The sequence below is a fragment of the Paenibacillus hexagrammi genome (assembly GCF_021513275.1).
In the GTDB taxonomy this organism is placed as follows: domain Bacteria; phylum Bacillota; class Bacilli; order Paenibacillales; family NBRC-103111; genus Paenibacillus_E; species Paenibacillus_E hexagrammi.
The window spans coordinates 3,393,350-3,417,616 of the sequence record NZ_CP090978.1; the positions used below are offsets into that span (position 1 = coordinate 3,393,350).

Genomic DNA, 24,267 nt, shown 5'->3' on the forward strand with positions numbered 1-24,267 from the left:
AAAATCCAGACTGATGATAAAGGCAAATGGAGGGCTCAGTAGTTTTCGGAGAAGCGTAGCGGTCGCCTTTGACAGTTTTGTTATCACCTTAGAAGGCTCTTATTTGAATCGAATAACAAAATGTCAACAGCGATCGGAGAAAAGCTACTGAAGCTCGGAATGATCCCTACTTTATCAACACATTCCGTTTTCCGAAGGAAAACTAACTTCGTAAGCATTCGTTAAGCCGGAAGCAGCTTGATGACTGTTTCAATGATCACCGTGATGATGGGAATCGCCATGACCATGATGAGCACCTTGCCCGAAAGTTCTATCTTAGATGCAATAGATTCCTGCCCCGCATCTCTGACGATTTGGGCTCCAAACTCAGCGATATAAGCCACACCGATGATTTTTAGGATGGTTTTAAGAAAAACCATATTGATGTTGGATTTCTCGCCTAAATCCTCCAGCACGCGGATAACGGATGAGATTTTGCCAATCAGAAACAGGAAGATCACGACACCTGTGAACGCGGCAAGTAAAAAGGCGAACATCGGTTTCTGCTCTTTAATAATGAGAGATAGAATGGTAACGATGAGTCCAAGACCGACAATCTGAATGATTTCCATGACTCACCTACTGAAAAAGAAAGATCGTTTTAATTTCTTTAAACAAGTTATCCAGCATGCTGACCACCATAAAAAGGACGACAACAAAGCCAATAACCGTAACCCAGTGTGCCATATCCTCTTTGCCCATTTGCTTGAGCACCGAATGAATCATCGCGATGATGATGCCGATGCCGGCGATCTGGAAAATGGCGTTTACATCTACGTTCATTCCAGGCACCCCATTTTCGTTAATACATCAAGATCACGATTAAGGCTCCAACAAGAACACCGAGGCTTTTCCACATTTTTTCGTAACGACGCTGCTCATCTCTTGCCTCAGCTTCTTCGGCTTGCAGTTGACTAACGGCCAGCCGCAAATGCTTGATCTGATCTCCCCGGTCCGATAAACCAAGTACGGAGCCCAGCTGCAGCACCACCTCTTGCTCCGGCTGCTTCATCGACGTTCTCCGCCACATGTCCGTGATCGTATGCTGCCAAATCTCGCGGGTTGATCGGCCTTCCGCGGAAATCAATCTTTCCGAGGTTAGCCTGAACATGGAGGACACAGGCTCTGCCATTTGCTTGCTTAGTGATCGAAATGCGTCGGGCAGCGGCGTCACTGCATATACGATCTCGGTTTCCATTCTCTGAAGCGCGCTGATCATCAAACGAATTTGCTTCGGCCGCCTGGCGTAATGTGATGCTTGTAAGAACCCAAACCAGGCAGCGGCTCCTAGGATGAGAACGGATCCGACAAACTTCAACATGATCGATCATCCTCTTCCTATTCGATGTACTTGAATTTGTCTTCCTGTCCCGTCTAGGATTCGATAGGGCGCAAACCCTTGTTTGCGTCTATCCAGGACAATGTATCTGGAGAACACCCCCTCCTCCAAGAGCTGTTTGAGAACGGGGCGCATTCGTACATCCTCAAAGTCCGCGCCATGGGCAGTAGCTACGATACGAACCCCGGCATGGATCGCCTCATGAATGGCAGCTGCATCCTCTGGCCTCCCGATCTCGTCGACCGCCAGCACCTCAGGTGACATGGATCGAATCATCATCATCATCCCTTCGGCTTTCGGACAACCGTCTAGAACATCAGTACGCGGGCCCACATCGAATTTCGGAACACCTCTGCTGCTTGCAGCAAGTTCCGACCTTTCATCAACAATTCCAACCTTTTTCCCGGCACATTGCCGCGTTGCTGACAGGATGGGCGATATGCCATTCGGATCCGTTCCCCAATTGCCTTTGCTCACATTCCTCACAATATCCCGCAGAAGCGTAGTTTTGCCCTGTTGTGGAGGTGAAATAATGAGTGTGTGATGAATCGTTGAGCGTGCAGGATCCAGCAAGTAAGGCATCAGCTCGTTACTAACCCCGACAATGTCTTTCGCTATGCGGATATTGAAGGAGCTTACATCGCGTATTTGCTTGACGTTCCCCTGTTCCAACACGGTTCTCCCAGCCAGTCCGACCCGATGGCCGCCTGCAATGGTGATGTAACCGCGCCGCAATTCTTCCTCATAGGTATAGAGCGAATGATTCGTCAGCATCTCGAGCAGCGACATACAATCTGCTGTTGTCGGCTTATATGCCGACAGCTCTTCTAATGTCACATTGCCATTCCCATCCAAAAATGCGTACGAATCATGAAAGCCAATCTCAAGAGGTCTGGACTCTCTCACCCTGATCTCCTCAATGCTTTCTCTTACTTGACTAGGCAGCTGTGAAAGAATCATTTGCATCGTGCGCGGTAACAGATTCACAATTGAGCTTAACATCGCAAGACATGCCTCCAGGTTGTCCCGTCTTTTATACTTATTCGTATGCTTGATAGAAAAGAGATATGACAATTTACTTTCTTAATATACCGATGAAGATACAGCTTACTCCGGCGATGACCCATATCATTTTGCCAAATGATAGTTTCTCTGCGATCGCTACTAGACCGATAGTCGTTGTAGTTAATAGAACTAGAGGACCTACTAGAGCCAAGCCGGTATTCACCAGGAGCGCTTTTTCCACTTGATTCAATCGGATCATAATAATAGCCGCGATGATTTCAATACTTCCCGATAGCAACCTTAAAGAAGCCATACTCATAACAATTTTATTAATCATTTGTCCATCGTTCCCCTCCTTGAAAAAGGGTGAGCAGCAGACAGCTCATCCCTTTTACCCTACCTTATGCAAGCTCGTCTGATTTTAGGCATGGTGGGCACCACCCTAATCAAAAATGCATATGATGAACTCAGAATTGACCTTAACAGGATAGTGAGGAGATTGAATCCGATGGAAGTGACCTCTCAGCTGATATGGAACCCGGTTCTGGCCGATCCCACAGGGCAAAGGCAGATGAAACCTAGAACACTCGGGAAAACGATGGTAATCGATAAAGGACTTGGCCTCAATGCGTTCGAGGACTTGCTTAGCACCTCAAGCAATCATATCGACATGATCAAAATAGGCTTCGGCACCTCGCCATTATATCCTCAGCTATTGTTGAAGAAAAAAATCGAAATGGCAAAAGCTTTGGGCATCAGCATTTATCCAGGAGGCACCTTCCTGGAAGTTGCAGTCGTTCAAAACGCGGTTGCTTCTCTTTTTGATATGATTTCTGCATTGGGTTTTACAGGCATTGAGGTATCTGACGGCACTATCAAAATGGACCGTAAGCTCAGAAACGAATTGATTCTTAGAGGATTGGAATCAGGCTTCGAGGTCTACACGGAGTATGGAAAGAAGGGCTGGGGCTCTTCAATTGAGCTCGATGAGCTAATCGAAACCGTAGCCCTAGATGCAGAGTACGGAGCCGAGCTTGTTACCATCGAGGCGCGGGAATCCGGAATGGGTGTGGGGATATTTGACGCACAGGGAAATTGTAAAGATGAAGAGCTGCACAAGGTACTCTCGAGTGTACCAAGTCCTGGGATTCTGTTGTGGGAAGCGCCTTTAAAAAGTCAGCAGGTCCATCTGATTCAACTGCTAGGCGCCGATGTCCATCTCGGCAACATCTCATCGCAGGAGATAATTTCTCTCGAAGCGTTGAGGAGAGGTCTTCGATCCGATACATTGTCCTTAACTACCGGAAAGGAATAATGTCATGCAAATTGATGTCGTAGCCAACATCGGCGAAGCCCGGTCTGATGAATTCCTTCATAAGACCGTTATCGTCATTGATGTGCTTCGAGCTACAAGCACAATGATCACGGCACTATCTAACGGCTGCAAATCGATTCTTCCTGTGGAGACCGTCATACAAGCGAAAGAGCTTCAAACCAGCGGGGATCTGCTCGGAGGCGAACGGTATTGCAAAAAAATACCAGGATTTGATTTTGGTAATTCACCGTCCGAATACTCCCCTTCCGCCGTAAAGGGAAGAAGAATCATTCTAACGACAACGAATGGAACGCGAGGAATTCAAAAAGCCATGAAAGCAGACCATGTTCTAGCAGGTGCATTTATAAATGGTGCGGCCTGTGCGGCGGCTGCAGTCGACTTCAGACGCGATGTCGTCATTTTATGCGCAGGCACTCAGGATGTATTTTCGCTTGAAGATGGTTTGGCCGCCGGTCAAATCACGGCTGAATTAATAAGCCTTTTGGGGGATAAGCAAGTGTGCCTAAATGATTTCGGTCAGGCCATGCTTCATGCTTTTGAACGGAATCGCGACGGTCTTCGGGCAGCTATTCTGCTTTGCTCCAACGGAAAGAGGTTGTGTAAAATCGGCTTCCAGGATGATATTGACTTATGCTGCGCACTCAACACCACGACGATGGTGCCCATGCTGCTGCATGATCAAATGGTCCCTTATAAACAAAGCTTGTTCTAAAACCAAGACCCCTTCATAGACTAGGATTGTCTTTTCACTTCCTGCAGACAAGGGGTTTTGCCATGAACGGCGATTTATTATTGGTCATTCTCATCATCATCGGGCTCGTTGGGCGTTCTCATATCATCACGACGGCAGCTTGTATTCTTCTGGCTGTGAAGCTGATTGGGCTCGATCGCTACTTGCCTGCCATGGAACGGCGGGGACTTGAACTGGGGTTGCTGTTTTTGACCATGGGCGTGTTAGTGCCTTTTGCCAGTGAACGCATTTCGTTCAAAGATATTATCTCGGTATTCACAACGTGGCCGGGCATAATCGCACTGACAGGAGGGGCACTTGCCACCTACATGAACGGCAAAGGGTTAGAACTACTAAAAGTAGACCCACAATTAATTGTGGGCCTGGTCATTGGTTCTATCTTTGGAATCGTATTTATGCGCGGCATTCCGGTTGGACCTCTTATGGCCGCCGGAATTACGGCTTTTTTACTTAAGCTGGCATATTTCGTAGCCGATAAAATTAGATAGCTATCTTCTGTCCTGCGGACCGCCAACGAAGGCTTGCTCGGTCGTGTCTAATCCGTATGCGGTATGAAGCGCACGGATGACATCGGTCAAGTGTGTGCTGTCGATCACGCAGGACATTTTGATTTCTGATGTGCTTACGAGGCTGATGCTGATGCCTAGATCGGAAATGACTTTGAACATCGTAGCGGCTACACCTGGGCTGCTGACCATGCCGGCACCTACGATGGATACCTTCACAAGATTTACTTCGGAAGTCACTTCACGGAAGCCGATCTCATTACGAATTCTTTCGATCGTGTCGAGCGCTTTCTCCTTATCGGATAAGGATGTAGTGAATGAGAAATCCGCCGATCCGTTAATGACACCGCTTTGCACGATAATATCCACGTCAATTTGAACATCCGCCAGCGCGGTGAACACCTTGGCAAGTTGGCCCGGTTTTTCCGGTACACCTAGAATACTGATTCTTGCTACATTCTTATCGTACGCGATGCCTCGAACGACGATTCCTTGCTCCATCACTGCTTCCTCCTTCACGTTCGTACCCTCATTGTAAGTAAAGCTAGAGCGGACCACCAGGGTCACATTGTAATTCTTCGCATATTCCACTGCACGCGGATGCAGGACAGCCGCGCCTAGATTGGCTAGCTCCAGCATTTCATCATAAGAAATTTCATGCAGCTTGCGGGCTACCTTGACAATACGCGGATCTGTCGAGTAAACGCCGTCCACATCCGTGTAAATCTCACAAAGATCCGCTTTAATAGCAGCTGCGAGTGCTACAGCCGTTGTGTCCGATCCTCCGCGTCCTAATGTTGTAATTTGACCAGACTCGGACATTCCTTGGAATCCGGCAACAATAACAACGTTTCCTTCGGTCAGCGCAGCTTGAACACGCTCTGGCTGAATATCGGTAATTCTTGCCTTGCCGTGAACTTCCTCCGTATAAATACCGCTTTGCCAGCCGGTGTAAGAAACAGCCTTTTCCCCTAAGCTATGTATAGCCATTGCTAATAGAGCTACTGATACCTGCTCACCTGTCGTAAGCAGCATATCCATCTCACGGGCAGGAGGCGTTCCGTCATAAATTTGTTTGGACAAATCGATCAAATCATCGGTTGTATCTCCCATCGCAGAGACGACAACAACACAGCTATGGCCTGCTTGCTTTCGTTCTACGATCCTTTTTGCAACACGCTTCATTCGCTCCGCATCTCCGACAGAGCTGCCGCCAAATTTCATCACTACAAGAGACAAAGCTGACTCACTCCCAACGCATACTAGTGCTAGTGCATAACAATTCAATATTATAGCATAAACCTGCTGAAATGTGGGGAATCCATGTCAAAAAACCTCCCGAACAAGAAGTCCGAGAGGTTTGGATCACGCGAAAGGAACTATGCACGGGAGATATACTTGCCATCATCCGTGTCAATTAGAAGGACATCGCCTTCGTTGATGAATAACGGAACTTGAACGTTAAGTCCAGTTTCCAGCTTCGCACTTTTGGTAGCGCCAGTTGCCGTGTTTCCTTTAATTCCCGGCTCGGTTTCTTCAACCTTCAGCTCAACGCTTTTTGGCATGTTGATCCCGAGGATTTCGCCTTGATAGCTCATGATTTTGATCATCATGTTCTCTTTCAGGAAGTTAAGCTCCCATTTCAGTTGATCTTGCTCAAGAGAAATTTGATCAAATGTTTCTGTGTCCATGAACGTATGCTCGCTGCCGCTTGCATACAGGTATTGCATCGCACGGTTGTCGATGTGCGCGCGACCTACGTTCTCACCGGCACGGAATGTGCGCTCAACGGTGTTGCCGTTGCGCAGGTTTTTCAATTTGGAGCGAACAAACGCCGCGCCTTTACCCGGTTTCACGTGTTGGAAATCCTGAACGGTGAACAAGTCGCCGTCTACTTCAATAGTCAAACCTGTTTTAAAATCGTTTACTGAAATCACTAGTAAGTCCCTCCGCTAATCAATGATAAGAAAGTCTTTGGTAGAATGGGTTAATATTTTAATTCCGGAGTCGGTAATCACCACATCGTCCTCAATTCGAACTCCACCAAATCCGGGGAGATAAATTCCTGGTTCAACGGTCACTACCATGCCGGGCGTTAAAATCGTATCTTCTGTCTTGGACAATCGTGGAGATTCATGAATTTCCATACCGAGACCGTGTCCGGTCCCATGTCCGAAATAGTCACCGTAGCCATGCCGCGTAATGATATCACGAGCATAAGCATCTCCCTCTCGTCCGGTTATCCCTGGTTTGAGGTTCTCCAGACAATGAAGCTGCGCTTCCAAAACGATATCATAAATTTCTTTATGTTTATCGGTTGGCTGTCCAAGCATTACTGTGCGCGTAATATCCGAGCAATACCCTTTATAATACGCTCCAAAATCCAATTTGACAAATTCATGGTTCTGCAGTACCCGGTCGCTTGCTTTGCCATGAGGCAGTGCGGAACGCTCGCCGGAAGCTACAATAGTTTCAAACGAGGTTGAAGTACCGCCGTTTTTTCGAATAAACATTTCGATCTCGAGCGCAATATCCTTCTCAACTGCTCCTGGCCTCAGAAAGGAAAGAATGTGCGAGAAGGTAGCGTCCGCCAGATCGGCAGCCTCCTGCATGATTTGCAGCTCAGCATCGTCCTTGATAAAACGGATCTGCTCGACGATTCGATTTGTTGGCACAAATTCGATTCCAGATAGGCCAGCTTGATAGCTGAGATAATCGCCATACGTGATATCGGCCTGCTCAAACGCAAGCTTGCTAATTCCCTGCTGCTGCAATAATTCCCTGATGGACTCAACGACTTTGGGCTTGTGCTCGATGACTTCATAATGCACGGCTTGCCCAGGAGCCTGTGTCATATAACGAAAGTCGGTCAAAAGCATGGCTCGTTCCATGGTAATGAGTACGTAGCCTGCCGAGCCTGTAAATCCTGTTAAATAATGACGATTAAACGCATTCGTAATGAATATGGCCGGCAAATCCAACTGCTGCATCTGTTTTCTCAGCCGCTCTAGTCGTTTGTCCTGCATCCGTAATCACCATTCCTTTTACATATGATATTGCAAGGCTCTGAGTCCAAGCTCGTAACCGTGCGCACCAAGGCCGCAGATCTGACCGATCACGACTGGAGCGATGACGGAATGATGGCGAAACTCTTCCCGCTTATGTATGTTCGATATGTGAACCTCTACGCAAGGAAGCTGTACGGCGGCAAGTGCATCCCGAATGGCATAGCTGTAATGTGTAAATGCGCCCGGGTTTATCAATATACCATGCTTCATTCCAAAAGCCTCATGAATTTTATCGATAATGGCTCCCTCATGATTGGATTGAAAGCACTCAAGCTCCATGTCCAGACTAGGAGCAAGTTCGTTCAAGCCATCGATGATCGATGCCAGCGATAAACTTCCATATATGCCTGGTTCCCGAACACCTAGCATATTCAAGTTCGGACCGTTAATAACGAGAACCTTCTTCAACAAGGGAACCCCCTACGCGTTTTCCGTAAGAAAACCTGCTTCATAAGTATGGGCTATGCCAAGCACTCGCCCAGTACCGTAGACATTTTACCATAACTTTCATGTATTGTGTATAGGCTCTCTCGTTCTTTCATCATTGTATTCGACGGCAATTGAGTAGCCAATGAACAAGCCCCAGACGAGAAACAAACAGAAATCGCTTAAGATAGAATTAAGATCCAGATCATGAATCCAGTAGGTCATCCCAGCGAAAGGTCCGAATAACAGGTAGATAGCCCCCCACCAAAAAGCGCCGTAGCCGATTCCCCACCAAGGGCCGCTCAGCTTCCACAGTGTAATCATATAGATATACGCAGCTACAATGGAAAAGACCGTGAAGAAGCCCCATCCAATCAATGTCCCCTTCCAGGTCATGAGAAATTCATGTTTAAAAAACGGCTCCACCAGAAATCCGATGCTGATTTTGGTGAATTTAAAATACTGCTCGATAATTTTGAGTCCACCTAGTAATAAACCAGCAAAGAATCCGATATAAAGCGAGAAGAACCACCTATTCGTTTTCATCGATTGTGCACTCTGGCCGGTCATGATGATCAACTTCCTTTCTCTGTAGAGCATGTTCACAGTTTCCTGATCAGGAATAGTATGTTCTACCGTCATCGGTAGCATTCAAACCGTGAATCCGTTACAATGAGAAAGTAATGCTCAACACACAGAGTACAGATGAAGAAGGTGAAGCCATTGTCGGAACAAAACAGCATATACGGCGGACAAGCCGTCATTGAGGGAGTCATGTTCGCTGGCAGAAACGTGCACGTGACCGCAGTCCGCAAAAAGGACGGCTCCTTGGAATACCTGGAAGTCCCCAAAAAGGATATCCCGTGGGTCCAAGCATTAAAAAAATCCCCTTTATACGGGGAATCGTCGGAATTATTGAATCCAGTGCCAAGGGCGCGCAGCATCTGAATTTTTCCGCCGAAACCTTCGCAGGAGAAGATGAAGATTCTGAATCAAACGCAAAAAAAGAAGAAAAGCCCGGCATCTTTTCCAATATATCCATGGTGCTAGGCGTCGCGGTAGTCGGCGTAATCTCATTTTTATTCGGAAAATTCGTATTTACGCTGGTACCTGCCATTATTGAACAGTTTTTATTTGGAAATGTATTCAGCAATCAAATTCTTCATAACCTAGTTGAAGGATTGATCAAAATTGTGCTGTTGGTCGGCTACATTTACTTTATTTCACTTACACCCATGATTAAACGCTTGTTCCAATATCACGGGGCTGAGCACAAAGTGATTAGCGCTTACGAGGCGGGTGTGGAGCTTACCGTCAGCAATGTGCAGAAATTCAATACCCTACATTACCGCTGTGGAAGCAGTTTTATCGTTTTTACGGTTATTATCGGGGTTGTGATTTATTCCTTCCTGCACTATGACGGCTATGTCGAGCGTATCGTTCAACGCCTTCTGCTTTTGCCGGTGGTCATCGGCGTTTCATACGAAGTATTGCGCTTTACCAACTCACTGCGGGAAACCCCCGTGCTTCGCGTGCTGGGCTACCCTGGTCTATGGCTTCAGCTTCTGACGACCAAAGAACCGGATGACAGCCAAGTGGAGGTCTCCATAGCTTCCTTCAATCGCATGCGCGAAGCGGAAAAAGAATTATGGAGGGACGACAATGAGACAGAAATATTCCCTGAGCAGCATTATCATTATGGTTTTGATTGCCATCGGTCTGCTGGCCAGCTTGCGGGTATTGTTCATTCCCATCCTGGTACTGGGGATTATATTCCTGCTCTACAAGTTTCCTCCTAACGAATGGAAATCCAGATTTGGTACGGGAGCGAAAGCAGGCACACGAAGAAAAGCCAAAGCAGCTAAATTCCGCGTGATTCCCGGTAGCAAAGACCGTGATTCGGACGATTTCCCTAAATATCACTAGCGCTTACGGAGCACAAACTTCTCGTAATCTTGTTCATAGGTTTGCATGCTCCATGTCTGAAAATATTGCGCTGCAGCGTTGTAACCAGCCTCGTATAATTCGAGGCTTTTTTCTTTGGAAAGATTGAAATCCGTATTCTGTACACCCAGAGTAGGAATTTTCACGGTCCGGAAGCGATCCTGTTTCTCAATATACATGGCATCATGTGCACTGAGCATCGTCGAAAAAAGCGCTTCAAACATGGTTATCGGACCTCTAATATTATGATGATGAAACTCGCTCTTCCCGACCAGCCTGAATCCGATCACCGGGGTGCGATCCACAAAGGCTTCTCGATCAAACACCCATAGGGGATAATTGCTCAATACTCCCCCATCGACAATATAATAAAATTGTTTAGAAAAAGGCTCTGCCCCGGCCGAGCTTTTTCTCTGAATGCGGATCATAACCGGGTCGAAAAAGTAAGGAATACTTGTACTCATGCGTACTGCCTTAGCTACAGGAAACATCCGTGGATCAATGCCGTACTGCGCAATATCGTCTGGCAGCACTAGAATTTTACCTTGTGTAATGTCAGAGGCGATGATTCGAAGCTGATTTGGCCTCAAGTCCCCGAAGGTGCGGATTCCTTTGGACAACAAGATTCGGTATACCCAATGCTCAAGCGCTTCGCCTGAATATAAGCCTTTCTTAATCAGTAACCGGGAGGCAGGTCCCAAGATTCTTGTATTGAATATCGGAGAGCGCTGTAAGAAAGACCGAAATGGCATGCTTAAGATCATCCGCTTCATTTCTTCCCCTGTATACCCCGCGGCCAAAAAAGCAGCTACGATAGACCCCGAGCTTGTTCCTGCTACCTCATGAAACTCATAGCCTTTATCCTGTGCTGCGCTCACGGCTCCAGCTAATGCAATACCTTTTACGCCCCCGCCTTCAAACACACCATTAATTTTCATTCCGAAATCACTCCCTTGAGCCGCGCCTGAGAATATATAGGCTCCATAAATTATGTATGCTGCAAGGGTTTGTTTCCATACTAAAGAACAGAGACTGCTGACTGCAGTGACCTCATGTGCATCCATACATGCAGCTCGCAGAAAAAAGACAGAGAACGCATATAGCGAATCCCTGTCTCCTTGTTATCACTATTCTATTGAATTTGCTAGCTTTCCGTTTCCATATCCTTGCGCACTTGCTGGAGCGCTTCAGCCCGGCTCGGATCTCTGCGAAAATATTCAAGCAGGGTCTCAATACATGTAATCGAATCCCAGCTGAGGTGATGCTCAATGCCTTCCACATCTTTATAAATATTATCATCATGAACACCGATCACGGTTAAAAATTGTTCCAGCAATTGATGCCTGTCAACAAGCCTCTTGCCCATTTTCTTGCCTTTGGAGGTCAGCATGAGACCGCGGTATTTTTCATATATCAGATAATTGTCCTTGTCCAGCTTCTGAATCATCTTCGTTACGGATGAGGGATGCACCTCAAGCCCTTCAGCAATGTCGGAGACACGAGCGTAACCCTTCTCGTCAATGAGCTTGTAGATTCTCTCCAGATAGTCCTCCATGCTTGGTGTAGCCATGCGATCAAGTTCCCCCTGCTTTGTTATTCCTGTCCCAAACGCTCCCCCTATCATAATGCATGATCATTGGTGCGGTCAAATCTCCCACGATTGATTTCCTTCCAGACTTGGAACAATAGAAACGCACTTAATTTATACGAAGATTTAGAAAGGAGCTACGAATGACAACAGAGCTGTTAACCCGCCCGGTTCCCAATACGTCGGTTTTCGTTCCAGAGCTCGTCTATTTCGAGCCTGATGCAATGAATTACCCGAAAGGCCAACAAATCTATCAATGGGCGAAAGAGCAAGGCTTAGAGATCCACATGACAACCTCCCACAATCAAATCAGGGACTTACCCGGTGATTCCGAGCTGGAAAAATACCGCATCGCGAAGCGGACTTTAGTCGTGGGTATCCGTAAGACACTGAAATTCGATACCTCAAGCCGTCTGCCGAGTATGCCATCCCCATCGCAACGGGATGCATGGGGCATTGCCATTACTGCTATTTGCAGACGACGCTTGGTGCCAAGCCGTATATACGGGTTTATGTAAATATTGACGATATTCTCGGTGCCGCCAAACAGTATATCGAGGAGCGAGAACCGGAAATCACTCGTTTTGAAGCGGCTTGTACATCCGATCCCGTTGGTCTGGAGCATATCTCTGGCTCGTTGAAGCAACTAATTGAGTTTATGGGGCAGCAGCCGCTTGGGCGTTTGCGCTTTGTCACCAAATACCACCACGTCGATTCGTTACTGGACGCCAAGCATAACAATCACACCCGTTTTCGTTTCAGTGTGAATGCAGATTATGTGATTAAGAACTTTGAGCCAGGTACCTCCAAGTTTGAAGAACGCATTGAAGCTGCTGGTAAGGTCGCAAAAGCAGGCTATCCGCTCGGTTTTATTATTGCTCCTATTATTTGGCATGATGGCTGGGAAGATGGGTATAAGCTGCTGCTCGAAAAGCTGCACGCGGCTCTGCCGGAAGAAGCAACCAGAGACTTAACTTTCGAGATGATTCAGCACAGGTTCACTAAAACAGCAAAAAATGTCATTCAAAAGAGATATCCGAAGACAAAGCTGGAGATGGACGAGGAGAAGCGGAAATATAAATGGGGTCGTTGGGGACAAGGCAAATACGTGTATCCGGATGATCAAGCCACCGCTCTCAGAGAATTCATCACTGAACAAATCTTTGACAAATTCCCTGAAGCGAAGATTGAATATTTCACTTAGAAGCGAAGCCAGTCGGGCGTAATGGAATTCAGCCAGAGCGTAATTTGTGTCATTTTACCCGTGTAGAGCAGAATGGAGATTAGAATCATCAATCCGCCGCCGATTTTCATAATCGTTGCCGAATATCGTAAAATCCAGCGGGTGGAGCCGATGAAAAAGGAAAGCACGAAGAACGGAATGGCAAAACCTAGCGAATAGGCTGTAGTCAGCTGCAGCCATGTTCCTGGTTCTGTTGCAGCCAGTGCAAGTATCGCGGAAAGGATAGGCCCTACACAGGGCGACCACCCGGCAGCAAACCCCATACCAATAAGCATAGAGCCTATATAACCGGCAGGACGAAACTTGATCTGAAGCTTTCTTTCTTTAAGCAGCCACTGCGGTTGGAAAATTCCAATTAAGAACATGCCCATGACGAAAATAAGAATGGCAGCAATCTGACGAAGCAGGTCGCGATAATCAATAAAAAAATTGCCTAAGAAGCCTGCGGTAAGACCTAACGCGTAAAAAATAATGGAAAAGCCTACGATAAAGCTCAAAGTGTGCAGCATCGTTTGACGCCTTACAGCTGCAGATGATTGTCCCGACTTTAGTTCGGACACGGAAATTCCCGTTATGTAGGATAAATAGGACGGATATAATGGCAAACAACAAGGAGATATGAACGAGGCTACCCCCGCCCATAATGCGATCCATATATTAACCGAATCCATGCTACACTCTCAGCCCCTTCTTCAAAATAATGCCCATTAACAGTACGATCAGGCTTAAGACGACAGTTCCACCAGGAGCAAGGTCCCAAACACCGGCAATGACCAAACCCGCAATGACGGCAATTTCGGAGAAAATGACGGCCAATATGACAGAATGCTTAAAGCTCTTGGCAATGAGCAGGCTGCAGGCAACCGGAATCGTCAAAAGCGATGAAACAAGCAATGCGCCAACAATTTTAATCGCCACCGAAATAACAAGCGCCGTCAACATCGTAATCATCATGTTGTAGAATCGAAGCGGCAACCCGCTGACGCTGGCGGCATCCTCATCGAAAAACATAAGAAAAAGCTCCTTGAAATGAAAAGCTATCACCCCAACCACCACGAGACAGACGCCGAATACGACCCATAGGTCTGTAGAATCAAGGGTATATATGCTTCCGAACAAATAGCTCATCACATTCATATTGAAGCCCTTGCCTAGTGTAAACAGGAGAGTAGCTAAGGCCACGCCCCCTGACATGATGATTGCGATGGATAGCTCCGCATAGGTCTTATAAGCTTTTCTCAGTCTTTCGATGGCAAAAGACGCCAGCAATGCGAACACGAGACCCACGCCTAGCGGATAAATGTTAATTAAGAATCCAAGGGCAACGCCGGCAATCGATACATGCGCAAGCGTATCTCCAATCATCGACAGCCGCCGAAGCACCAGAAAAACGCCCATCAGCGGAGCTGTCAAACCGATCAGAATGCCGCCGATCAAAGCCCTTTGAAAAAAATATTCCGTAAAAATATCCAAGCTGCTCGCTCCTTATTGAATCCCGATCATCTCACGGATTTGACCGATCGAATGAGTGAGATTGGTCTCCCGGCAATCCTCCGGGTCATGTGTATGCTTAACGTAAAATTTAATACCGCCGCTGACCTGCTGCGGCTCCGTCCCTAAATAAGCCTGCATCATTTCCATGTCATGGGAAACCATAATAAAGGTCATATGATGATGCTGATGCATGTGGCGGATCATGCGAAAAAATCCTGCTTGCGATTCCGCGTCGATGCCGACTGTGGGCTCATCAAGGATCAACAGCTCAGGATTGTTCACAATAGCACGAGCCAAAAATGCGCGCTGCTGCTGCCCGCCGGAGAGCTGTCCGATACGTCTGGCAGCCAGGTCTTCAATCCGCATAGCCAGCATAGCATCCTCGGCTTTTTGCAGGTCAGCCTTAGTCAAGCGCTTGTATATCTTCTTCTTGCTGTACAGACCTGATGTGACAACCTCCCTTACCGTTGCAGGAAAAAGAGGATTGAAGGCATTCTTCTGTGGGACATAGCCGATTCGTTCCCAATCTTTAAACTGCCCAACCGGTTGGTCGAAGAGCCGAATTTCACCCTGAGTAGGCTTCAGCAATCCAACGAGCATTTTTAATAACGTAGTCTTACCTGCCCCATTCGAGCCGATCACCCCTACAAAATCACGTTCCAGGATGTTGAACTGAAGGTTGTCGATCACTTTCTTATGTTCATATGAAAAAGTGACATGATCAATGGCGGCGATACATCTGTGGCACGATTGCGCATCGTTTGTTTCCATAATTGAGGACTCCTATTCTTTGTGGATACCTTCCGGTTGGAACCTACTCCTCTATTGTAAAGCTTTGACAAGGTTTTTCAAATTATCATCCATGACCGATATATAGTCTTTACCGGCTTTTATTTGTTCCTCTGTCAAGCCTTCCAGCGGATTCAGCACCATCGTTTCGACACCTGCGTCCTTCGCTAATGTCTTGGCGAGCTTATCGGAAACCAGCTCTTCGAAGAAGATATACTTCAGATCGTTATCTTTGAGAAAAGCATTCATTCGTTTCAGGTCCTGCGCAGTCGGCTCAGAATCCGGCGATAGCCCCATTATTGACATTTGCGTCAAGCCATAGTCACGGCATAGATAACCAAACGCTTGGTGAGAAACAGCAATCGCTTTTTTCGGAGTTTGTGACAGCTCCTTTTTATATCTGGCATCCAGGTCAGACAGCTCTTTCGCATAGCTTTCGTAGTTCTGCTCATAGCTAGCTTGATGCGCAGGGTCTGCCGCAACTAGAGCATCTTTAATGTGACCTGCCATCACGATTGCGTTGGATGGACTTAACCACGCATGAGGGTCAAACTGCTCGTTACCATCGGACGTTTGCAGCAGCTTTGCTCCTTCACTGGCTTCCACCACTTTAAGCTCGGAATCCTTGGGCAAGCTCTCCAGAAAATCCTTGACCCATCCTTCAAAGCCTGCGCCTTGGTAGACAAAAACCTGAGCCTTCGTCATATTCTTCAAATCTCGGCTTTTGGGAGACCAATTATGCGGTTCAACCCCGCTGGCACCAGATTAATCACGTTGACGTTGTCGCCACCGACATGGCGCGCAAAATCATACAACGGATAAAAGCTGGTAATGACGTTGACTTTCCCTTCGACAATCGCAGCTTTTTCAGAGCTTTGGCCGCAGCCTGCCAGCAGGACTGAAATCAGCGCGAACAGCATTATGTATAAAACCATGAATCTGCGCATGGTAAGCACCTCTCATTCCCGTTCTAAATCGTAAATTTTTTTATTAACGGATTGATTATACGAGCCTCATCCCTGGATGTCAATAAGACTGAAAAAAAGAAAGCCGCCCTCAGATGAGAGCGGCGAGATTGTCAATTCTAGGTCCATTGTCTACTCGACCATGCTTTCTTTCTCTTCATTACCCTGTTTCTTTGATTTGGAGGAAGAAGATTGGCTTTTTGATTTAGAGGATGATTGCTTTTCATTCGGACTTGGAGAAGACTTCGGTTCCTCTTCGATTTTCACAGGTTTTTCACTTTCTTTCTTTAGCTGCTTATAGCGTTCTTCCGACTGCTTGATCATCTTTTTGTCCTGCTCTACTTGGTACTGAAGGATCTCTTTATAAATATCGTACTGCTTCTTCAGCTCTTGATCAATGATGCTGGCGCCGCCCTGGGTGCTTTGAGCCTTCTGCTCACCACCTTGACCGCCTTGAGCCTTCTGCTGATCCCCCTTCTGCCCGCCGATTTGATTCTGCTGCCCCTTCTGATCTTGCGATTGCCCGCTACCGAGCATACCGCAAGCGGTAAGGGCCCAAGACATGCATGCTAGCAAAAGGATGTTTACAATCCGTTTAGCCGACATATGCGTCACTCCATTGTTATTTTCCTTTAGAGTAACCGCAAAGAAGCCTTGCTAGTCTGATAATAAAAGGAAAAACCCTATTGGACCTAAGCAAGCTTCCAATAGGGTTTATGACGATTAACTATTTAACAATCGCGCCGCTCGGCATACCTTCCGGCACGGTAGCCAGCGTCAGCTGGTCGCCGTGGGAAGCAGCGAGAATCATCCCTTGTGACAGCTCGCCGCGCAGCTTAGCGGGCTTCAGGTTCGTGACGCAGATCACCTTGCGTCCGACCAGCTCTTCCGGCTTGTAGAACTTCGCAATGCCGGATACCACCTGACGCTGCTCATAGCCGAGATCCAGCTGCAGCTTCAGCAGCTTATCCGCGCCCTTCACAGGCTCGGCTGCGAGCACCTGCGCCACGCGCAGCTCCACCTTGGCGAAATCGTCGATGCCGATTTCGTCCTTCGGCTCCGGCGCGGGCACGCTTGAGGCAGCGGCCGCAGGCGCTGCCGCAGCAGGCTCAGCGGCGCTTGCAGCAGCGCCGCCGCCCATGGCCTGGACGATGTAGCCGATTTCCGGCTCCACGTCCAGTCGCGGGAACATGGGCTCTCCCTTCCGCACCTTGGTGCCGGCAGGGAGCAGCCCGAAGGTCTGCGCGCTCTCCCACGAGGTGAGGCGCGGCAGGTCATCGTCAGCAATGCCCAGCTGCTGCCAGATCAATTGCGGCGTCTTCGTCAGGAACGGACGAAGGAGCACTGACGAGATGCGCTGTGCTTCGGCCAGCGCGTACATGACCGAGCCAAGCGTCTCGCGCTTGGCCTCGTCCTTCACCATCGACCACGGCTGCGTCTCGTCGATGTACTTGTTCGTGCGGCTGATCAGCTGCCACACGGCGGACAGGGCGATGGAGAACTCCATTTTCTCCATCGCTTCCTCATACTTCGCTACCGTAGCGCGGACGGTCTCCAGGAGACCTTCTTCGGAATTCGGTAGCGCCCGGCATCTTACGTCGGGATGCTTCCGGCGAAATATTTGTCAATCATGACAATCGTGCGATTGAGCAGATTGCCCAGGTCGTTAGCGAGGTCATGATTGACCCGCTCCACGAAGCTCTCCGGTGTGAACGTGCCGTCCGCACCGAATGGCACTTCTCTCATCAAGTAGTAACGCAACGCGTCCAGACCATAGCGGTCGATCAGCGTGACCGGATCGACAACGTTGCCTTTGGATTTGGACATTTTGCCGTCCTTCATGAGCAGCCAGCCGTGCGCGAATACCTTTTTCGGAAGAGGAAGATCGAGCGCCATCAGCATAATCGGCCAATAGATTGTATGGAAGCGTACGATTTCCTTACTCATGAGATGGACGTCGGCCGGCCAGTATTTCTCAAATTTGCTTTGATCTTCAGAACCGTATCCAAGCGCTGTAATATAGTTGGACAGAGCATCGATCCACACATAAATGACATGCTTCGGATCACCGGGAACTCGAATCCCCCAGTCAAACGTCGTACGGGACACCGCCAAATCTTCTAGTCCAGGCTTGATAAAGTTGTTCAGCATTTCATTCTTGCGAGACTCCGGCTGAATAAAGTCAGGATTCTCTTCATAATACTGCACCAAACGGTCTGCATATTTGCTCATGCGGAAGAAATACGTTTCTTCCTTCATCTTTTCAACAGGACGTCCGCAATCCGGACATTTGCCTTCGACCAGCTTGCTCTCTGGGAAGAACGTTTCGCACGGCACACAGTACCAGCCCTCATACTCACCCAAATAAATATCGCCCTGTTCCAGGAGCTTTGAGAAGATCTTGGACACTGAGTCCTTATGGCGCGCTTCCGTCGTACGGATAAAATCGTTGTACGAAATATCCAGCTTCGCCCAAAGCTCTTTAATACCTTCCACGATTTGATCAACGAATTGCTGCGGTGTAGTGCCTTTCTCCTGCGCTTTGCGCTCGATCTTCTGCCCGTGCTCATCTGTACCTGTCAGGTACATGACATCAAAGCCTCTAAGACGCTTGTAGCGCGCCATGACGTCCCCTGCTACGGTCGAATAGGCATGACCGATGTGCAGCTTGTCGCTCGGATAATAGATCGGTGTAGTGATGTAAAATGTTTTAGCTGGATTTGACATGGCGTAAGCCCTCCTGGCAACGAAATAGACATAACAAAAAGCCCTCATCCATCTTGGGACGAGAGCTACACTCACGCGGTACCACCCAGGTTCCCCCGTCTCTCACAAGATCAGGGCTCAGTAAGTCATGACGACTTCCCCATTAACGCTGGGACACGAAGCCAGCTCACTCCCTGGCGGAATGCTTGCGGCTTATGCCCAAACATCTCATCGCAACCCAAGGCAGCTTGAAGGCTTATTCTCCGGGACCATCTTCCAAACCTGCTCCTATACCGGCTTTCACCTGCCCCGGCTCTCTGTTCATAGGCATCCGTCTGTACTTATCCGTTCATCGAATCCATATGTGACGCTTTAAGGCAAATATATCGAAAAGTCAGCCGGGATGTCAAGTTAGTTCTGTTCAACGACTATCTATCCTGATCATCGATCGTCTTGCGTGTTGATCCAGCTTGCTCTTGCTTGTATCCAGGCTTAGGCACATAGTCAATACCGCCCGGATGAAATGGATGGCATTTGCAAAGCCGTTTCACGGTAAGCCACGATCCCTTGCATGCGCCGTGCAGCTCCAATGCCTCCAAAGCATACTGCGAGCAGGTTGGATAAAAGCGGCATGTAGGAGGCTTTAATGGTGATATGAATTTCCGATACACATGAATCGGAATCTGAAGCATCTTTTTCATCAATGAATCAGGACCTTCCTATGATTTCCCGTGAATGAGCTGGCTGATCATGCCTGCTGTTTCCTCGATCGCTTTGTTGGTCACATCAATAACATGGCAGTTTAATTGCTTCATTAGTCTTTCGGCATAATCTAGCTCCTCATGGATGCGTTTGAGTGCCGCGTAGGAGGAATTACTGGGCAAACCGACGGTTTTCAGCCGTTCCTGACGAATCTGCAATATATGCTCTGCCTCCATAGTCAAGCCGATAATGCGATTGCTTGGAATTTTAAACAGCTCAGCTGGCAGCCTCACTTCAGGTACGATTGGAAGATTCGCGGACTTGATTCCCTTGTGCGCTAAATAAATACTAAGAGGGGTTTTCGAGGTCCTAGAAACGCCGATGAGAACGACCTCCGCTTCCAGCATCCCTCTATTATCCTTCCCATCGTCATACTTGACCGCAAACTCAATGGCATCGACTCTGCGAAAATAATCGGCATCCATTTCGTGCAAAAGGCCCGGCTTTCGCTTAGGTGAATCACCGTAAGTATCCATAAACGCCTGCAGCATGGGACCCATAATATCGACAGCTTTGACGCCTAGTCGAACAGATTCGTTTTTCATAAACTCTCTCAGCTCGGGCTGAACTAGCGTATAGGCGACAAATCCTCCTGCCGCGGAGGCCTTTAGCAGCATCTGACGAATCTCTGATTCCTGACGGATATGACTGAACAGGTTGATTTTTACCTGCTCCGCATTAAATTGGCGTATGGTTGCTCTCGCGACAGCGTCTGCAGTTTCTCCTACAGAGTCCGAGCAGATAAATAAATGCTGTTCGTGCATAATAACCCCCTCGTCAATACGTGCTTCTACCTCTATATATCTATGAATTTACTATAGTAAATATATGTCTGGATTGCAAAAAAACCTTTATCTCTCCTAAGAGAAAATAAAGGCTCCGTTTGTGATTGTTAATAGGCTAAAACTAGCACTTCCTTAGCTTTCATTTCTATTATTCCGCTTAATTCTCTACTTGAAATCTGATCCACCGCAAGAATTTCTCCTAATTCTATTTGAGCTTCACAGCTGTTATGATTCATCACGAATAAGTAGCGGCTGCCGTCTTTTTCACGCTGAGAAATCTCTACACCGGGAACAGGCGCAATCGGCGCAGTAATCTGCTTCTCTTTGCACACAGTACCTAGAAAGCTTTGCATAAACGCTGCATCCGGACTCGACGCAACATACCAGGCTTGACCTTGTCCGAAGCTGTTAACAGTAAGCACAGGCATGCCCTTGTAGAAATCACTGCCATACACCGCTTTAACCTCAGCGCCTTCGGCATGAATGAGATCGCATAAGGTGCCGCAGGTATAGCTGCCTTCGAGAGCTCCCCAAGACTCATTCATCACGATTTGATTGGTCTGATCAGGGAATAAAGCATCAATCTCCTCCGCCCAAATGCCTAACACATTGCGAAGCTCGCCCGGGTAGCCGCCAAGCGTCACAATATCGCTCTCATTCACAATACCGCTGAAGAAGGTTGTGATAAACGTGCCTCCTGCGTTGACAAATTCTTCGATCCGCTTCACATAGCCCGGTTTGATCATATACAGAACAGGCGCAATGACAATGTCGTATTTACTCAAATCAGCATCAACGCCAATCATGTCCGTCTGAATGTTCATCTTATATAAAGCATCATAGTATTTGTGCACTTCGTCGACGTATTTCAGCCCCACTGTTGGACCACTCGAGAGCTCTACCGCCCATCGGTTCTCCCAATCGTACACAATGGCCACGCGGGAATGAACTCTTGCATCCAATAGCGAATCGCCAAGCCGCTGCAATTCGCCGCCCAATTCTGCACATTCGCGGAATACCCGTGTATGCTCGTGGCCGACATGCTCAATGACCGCACCGTGGTACTTCTCACAAGCCCCTACCGACCTGCGCAACTGGAAGAACATGACGGTATCCGCTCCGCGGGCAACCGCTTGATAGCTCCACAACTTCATCACACCGGGACGCTTGAGCGAATTGTACGGCTGCCAGTTCTGCTGGCTTGGGGTCTGCTCCATCAGCATGAACGGCTGACCGTCCTTGAGTCCTCTCATCAGATCATGAACCATAGCCGTATAGCTGTATGGTGTATCTAAAGACGGATAATTGTCCCATGACACGACATCCATATATTTAGCCCACTGGAAGTAATCAAGTTCTTTATAGGTCCCCATCAAATTGGTTGTAACAGGCAAATGCGGCGTATGCTTTTTCAGCGCATCGTATTCTAGCCTATAGCATTCGAGCAAGCTGTCCGATTGGAACCGGCGGTAGTCGAGCGAGATCCCCTGGAAGTTGGTCCGGTCTCCGGCCCACTCCTCGGACAAAGCATTCGGAGGGACAATTTCATCCCATTCATAGAAGGTATGCCCCCAGAATCGGGTGTTCCACACACGGTTCACTTGCTCCAAGCTGCCATAACGGGCTTGAAGCCATTGCCGAAAACCTTCCGCACAGTTATCACAATAGCAATAGCCGCCATACTCATTGGATACGTGCCAGATCAATACAGCTGGATGATCCTTGTACCGCTCCGCCAGCTTATCCGCTATCAAGGTCGAATACTTCCGATATGTCGGGCTGCTTGGGCAGGAGTTATGACGTCCGCCAAATTTTCTCTTCCGTCCTTCAAAATCTACACGCAGCACATCCGGGTATTTCTTAGCCATCCACGCAGGATGCGCTCCGGTGCTCGTAGCCAAGCATACATAGGTGTTGTTATCATAAAGCTTGTTGATGATTTCATCCAGCCATTCGAAGTGGTAGGTATCCTCATCAGGCTGTGATAAAGCCCATGAAAATACGTTAATCGTCGCAACATCGATGCCCGCCAATTGAAACATCCGCATATCTTCATCCATGACCGGTTTGTCCCATTGTTCCGGATTATAGTCGCCGCCGTACCATATTTTAGGAAGCTTGTCGCTTAGCATTGTGCACACTCCTTAGCTCTATAGCTAGATTGAATTTATATAAGAATACTTCCATTTTATTTGAATTCTTCTATGCTTAAAATATAATATATTGGTACTCATATATAAAAATATGGAACAGATCGAGGTGGAACCGTTGCATAAAAGACTGTTACTTACCCCCTCCGCAGACCAGCCTTACCCCCTCTTTATCGAAAGCATCGGACATCATGAGGATCAGGAGAAAATCATCAGAGACGAGGGGTATCCTTATTATCATTGGCTGCAAACCTATAGCGGCGAAGGAGAGCTCTGGACAGGGGGGAAATGTTATCGCCTGAGCAGCTGCTGCGGGTTTTTGCTTCCTCCTTCCGCGCAGCATGCTTACTCGGGTATCACGGATGTGTGGTGTACGCAGTATATCACCTTTGGCGGACCGCTGGCGGAAGCGATCCTTCATCGACTTGGACTGCATGATGCTTCCATGTACAGATGGGAAAGCTCCACGACGCTTGCAACTTCGATTATGCGCATACTCGCCAAAGCAGAGACCGGCAACGAATATACAGGGTACGATGCCTCCGCCGACCTCTACGCTTTTCTCATGGCGCTCAAAAAACACGGTCAAGTCAATAACCGGGCATCCATCAGCAAGCAAATCATGTATTTGCAGCCGCTCTTGGACTTTCTTGAACATCATTTCGCCGATCCTGACTTGGGGCTGACACGAATGGCCGAAGTACTAGGCATAACCCCCCGGCACATGAACACCCTGTTTCACCATGCTTTCGATCTGTCACCCTATACCTATTTAATTCTGCTGAGGCTTCGCAAATCCAAGGAGCTGCTTCTCAGCAGCCCCCAAATCACGGTAAAACATGTTGCTGAGCAATCCGGCTTTCGGGATGCAAGCCATTATGTTTCCAGCTTTCGGAGGCATGTGGGACTAACACCGGAGAAGTTCCGGCAGTTGAATTAAATTCTTCCGATGGGGTAAATGGTATATTCTGGTGATTCCGCGAAATTGAACCTTCAATTGTTACCTAAGATCAGCGGCAACCACCTTCCTTTGTTTGCAATTATGGTAGATAATGTACAGATGGAGTTCAGATTGAACAGATAGGAGATTTCTCATGATGAAGCTTTTGCAAATAATGAAACAAGTTCCCTCTCGTTTCTTGATTGCTGCACTGCCGCTGGCTTTAGCAGCATTCGTTGAGTATTTGGAGCGAGGCTCCTTCCAGGACATGTACACATGGTGTGCGCACCACACTGGTGCAGCGTTTATGGCGTATCTCATTACCGGATCCATCTATGTATTACTCACTGCCATTACAGGCAGAAGCCGTCTTTCCTTTTTGGATACTGTGCGCTTGCCTGCTGCCCCTTGCAGCCATAAGCGGAAGTAAG

24 protein-coding genes and 4 pseudogenes are annotated in these 24,267 nt (G+C 47.9%); 7 read left to right on the forward strand and 21 right to left on the reverse strand.

The window, feature by feature from the left end:
- Positions 1-221: 221 nt before the first annotated feature.
- From spoIIIAD to L0M14_RS15435, 5 genes are all read right to left on the reverse strand, one after another.
- Positions 222-611, reverse strand: coding sequence for a stage III sporulation protein AD (spoIIIAD, locus tag L0M14_RS15415; protein WP_235117607.1), 390 nt, complete (start codon positions 609-611; stop codon positions 222-224).
- 7 nt (positions 612-618) lie between these two features.
- Positions 619-822, reverse strand: a complete 204-nt coding sequence (gene spoIIIAC / locus L0M14_RS15420; protein ID WP_056614718.1) for a stage III sporulation protein AC — start codon at positions 820-822, stop codon at positions 619-621.
- A gap of 19 nt (positions 823-841) precedes the next feature.
- Positions 842-1,360 (reverse strand): stage III sporulation protein SpoIIIAB, encoded by a 519-nt coding sequence (gene spoIIIAB / locus L0M14_RS15425; RefSeq protein ID WP_235117608.1) that lies wholly within the window; start codon positions 1,358-1,360, stop codon positions 842-844.
- Between the two features lie 6 nt (positions 1,361-1,366).
- Positions 1,367-2,380, reverse strand: coding sequence for a stage III sporulation protein AA (gene spoIIIAA, locus L0M14_RS15430; protein WP_235117609.1), 1,014 nt, complete (start codon positions 2,378-2,380; stop codon positions 1,367-1,369).
- 73 nt (positions 2,381-2,453) lie between these two features.
- A complete protein-coding gene (locus L0M14_RS15435; protein ID WP_235117610.1) occupies positions 2,454-2,720 on the reverse strand; it encodes a YqhV family protein in 267 nt (88 codons plus the stop codon).
- 171 nt (positions 2,721-2,891) lie between these two features.
- Between L0M14_RS15435 and L0M14_RS15440 the strand changes: the two genes are divergently transcribed.
- The 3 genes from L0M14_RS15440 (at position 2,892) to L0M14_RS15450 (ending at position 4,958) form a co-directional block, all read left to right on the forward strand.
- Complete coding sequence (locus tag L0M14_RS15440) at positions 2,892-3,698, forward strand: phosphosulfolactate synthase (protein WP_235122921.1); 807 nt, start codon at positions 2,892-2,894, stop codon at positions 3,696-3,698.
- A gap of 4 nt (positions 3,699-3,702) precedes the next feature.
- Complete coding sequence (locus tag L0M14_RS15445; protein WP_235117611.1) at positions 3,703-4,431, forward strand: 2-phosphosulfolactate phosphatase; 729 nt, start codon at positions 3,703-3,705, stop codon at positions 4,429-4,431.
- 62 nt (positions 4,432-4,493) lie between these two features.
- Positions 4,494-4,958 (forward strand): DUF441 domain-containing protein, encoded by a 465-nt coding sequence (locus L0M14_RS15450; protein ID WP_235117612.1) that lies wholly within the window; start codon positions 4,494-4,496, stop codon positions 4,956-4,958.
- Here L0M14_RS15450 and L0M14_RS15455 read toward each other — a convergent pair whose 3' ends face one another.
- The 5 genes from L0M14_RS15455 to L0M14_RS15475 all read right to left on the reverse strand — a co-directional run bounded on the left by L0M14_RS15455 (position 4,959) and on the right by L0M14_RS15475 (position 9,040).
- Positions 4,959-6,215 (reverse strand): aspartate kinase, encoded by a 1,257-nt coding sequence (locus L0M14_RS15455; protein ID WP_235117613.1) that lies wholly within the window; start codon positions 6,213-6,215, stop codon positions 4,959-4,961.
- 140 nt (positions 6,216-6,355) lie between these two features.
- The gene (efp, locus tag L0M14_RS15460; protein ID WP_235117614.1) at positions 6,356-6,913 is read right to left on the reverse strand and encodes an elongation factor P; all 558 of its coding nucleotides are present in this window, start codon (positions 6,911-6,913) and stop codon (positions 6,356-6,358) included.
- Positions 6,914-6,928: 15 nt separating this feature from the next.
- Positions 6,929-8,002 (reverse strand): M24 family metallopeptidase, encoded by a 1,074-nt coding sequence (locus tag L0M14_RS15465; RefSeq protein WP_235117615.1) that lies wholly within the window; start codon positions 8,000-8,002, stop codon positions 6,929-6,931.
- A gap of 18 nt (positions 8,003-8,020) precedes the next feature.
- On the reverse strand, positions 8,021-8,452 hold the full coding sequence (gene aroQ, locus L0M14_RS15470; protein ID WP_235117616.1) for a type II 3-dehydroquinate dehydratase: 432 nt from the start codon (positions 8,450-8,452) through the stop codon (positions 8,021-8,023).
- Between the two features lie 99 nt (positions 8,453-8,551).
- Entirely contained in the window at positions 8,552-9,040 is a 489-nt protein-coding gene (locus tag L0M14_RS15475; RefSeq protein WP_235117617.1) for a YqhR family membrane protein, read from the reverse strand.
- Between the two features lie 135 nt (positions 9,041-9,175).
- Between L0M14_RS15475 and L0M14_RS15480 the strand changes: the two are divergent.
- A pseudogene (locus tag L0M14_RS15480) lies at positions 9,176-10,119 on the forward strand (DUF1385 domain-containing protein); the annotation flags it as partial.
- A gap of 273 nt (positions 10,120-10,392) precedes the next feature.
- Here L0M14_RS15480 and L0M14_RS15485 read toward each other — a convergent pair.
- Entirely contained in the window at positions 10,393-11,352 is a 960-nt protein-coding gene (locus tag L0M14_RS15485; RefSeq protein ID WP_235117618.1) for a patatin-like phospholipase family protein, read from the reverse strand.
- A 206-nt stretch (positions 11,353-11,558) separates the two neighbouring features.
- Positions 11,559-11,984: a transcriptional regulator MntR gene (gene mntR, locus L0M14_RS15490; RefSeq protein WP_235117619.1), complete on the reverse strand. Its 426-nt coding sequence runs from the start codon at positions 11,982-11,984 to the stop codon at positions 11,559-11,561.
- Between the two features lie 161 nt (positions 11,985-12,145).
- On the opposite strand from mntR, the pseudogene splB reads away from it, so the two are divergent.
- A pseudogene (gene splB / locus L0M14_RS15495) lies at positions 12,146-13,206 on the forward strand (spore photoproduct lyase).
- Here the strand turns inward: splB and L0M14_RS15500 are convergent.
- From L0M14_RS15500 to L0M14_RS15540, 9 genes and pseudogenes are all read right to left on the reverse strand, one after another.
- Positions 13,203-13,916: a cytochrome c biogenesis CcdA family protein gene (locus L0M14_RS15500; RefSeq protein ID WP_235117620.1), complete on the reverse strand. Its 714-nt coding sequence runs from the start codon at positions 13,914-13,916 to the stop codon at positions 13,203-13,205. The pseudogene splB and the gene L0M14_RS15500 sit on opposite strands and share 4 nt — an antisense overlap.
- Before the next feature lies 1 nt (position 13,917).
- Positions 13,918-14,718: a metal ABC transporter permease gene (locus L0M14_RS15505; RefSeq protein WP_235117621.1), complete on the reverse strand. Its 801-nt coding sequence runs from the start codon at positions 14,716-14,718 to the stop codon at positions 13,918-13,920.
- 12 nt (positions 14,719-14,730) lie between these two features.
- Complete coding sequence (locus L0M14_RS15510; protein ID WP_235117622.1) at positions 14,731-15,510, reverse strand: metal ABC transporter ATP-binding protein; 780 nt, start codon at positions 15,508-15,510, stop codon at positions 14,731-14,733.
- A 51-nt stretch (positions 15,511-15,561) separates the two neighbouring features.
- Positions 15,562-16,475, reverse strand: a pseudogene (locus L0M14_RS15515) (metal ABC transporter substrate-binding protein).
- Positions 16,476-16,625: 150 nt separating this feature from the next.
- Positions 16,626-17,099: a hypothetical protein gene (locus L0M14_RS15520; protein WP_235117623.1), complete on the reverse strand. Its 474-nt coding sequence runs from the start codon at positions 17,097-17,099 to the stop codon at positions 16,626-16,628.
- Positions 17,100-17,220: 121 nt separating this feature from the next.
- Positions 17,221-19,220: pseudogene (gene metG, locus L0M14_RS15525) on the reverse strand (methionine--tRNA ligase).
- A 407-nt stretch (positions 19,221-19,627) separates the two neighbouring features.
- Entirely contained in the window at positions 19,628-19,900 is a 273-nt protein-coding gene (gene yidD / locus L0M14_RS15530; RefSeq protein WP_235117624.1) for a membrane protein insertion efficiency factor YidD, read from the reverse strand.
- Positions 19,901-19,918: 18 nt separating this feature from the next.
- Positions 19,919-20,725: a pyruvate, water dikinase regulatory protein gene (locus L0M14_RS15535; protein WP_235117625.1), complete on the reverse strand. Its 807-nt coding sequence runs from the start codon at positions 20,723-20,725 to the stop codon at positions 19,919-19,921.
- A gap of 128 nt (positions 20,726-20,853) precedes the next feature.
- Positions 20,854-22,878 (reverse strand): beta-galactosidase, encoded by a 2,025-nt coding sequence (locus L0M14_RS15540; protein ID WP_235117626.1) that lies wholly within the window; start codon positions 22,876-22,878, stop codon positions 20,854-20,856.
- A gap of 136 nt (positions 22,879-23,014) precedes the next feature.
- On the opposite strand from L0M14_RS15540, the gene L0M14_RS15545 reads away from it, so the two are divergent.
- Positions 23,015-23,836: an AraC family transcriptional regulator gene (locus tag L0M14_RS15545; RefSeq protein WP_235117627.1), complete on the forward strand. Its 822-nt coding sequence runs from the start codon at positions 23,015-23,017 to the stop codon at positions 23,834-23,836.
- A gap of 154 nt (positions 23,837-23,990) precedes the next feature.
- Positions 23,991-24,266 (forward strand): hypothetical protein, encoded by a 276-nt coding sequence (locus L0M14_RS15550; protein WP_235117628.1) that lies wholly within the window; start codon positions 23,991-23,993, stop codon positions 24,264-24,266.
- Position 24,267 lies beyond the last annotated feature (1 nt).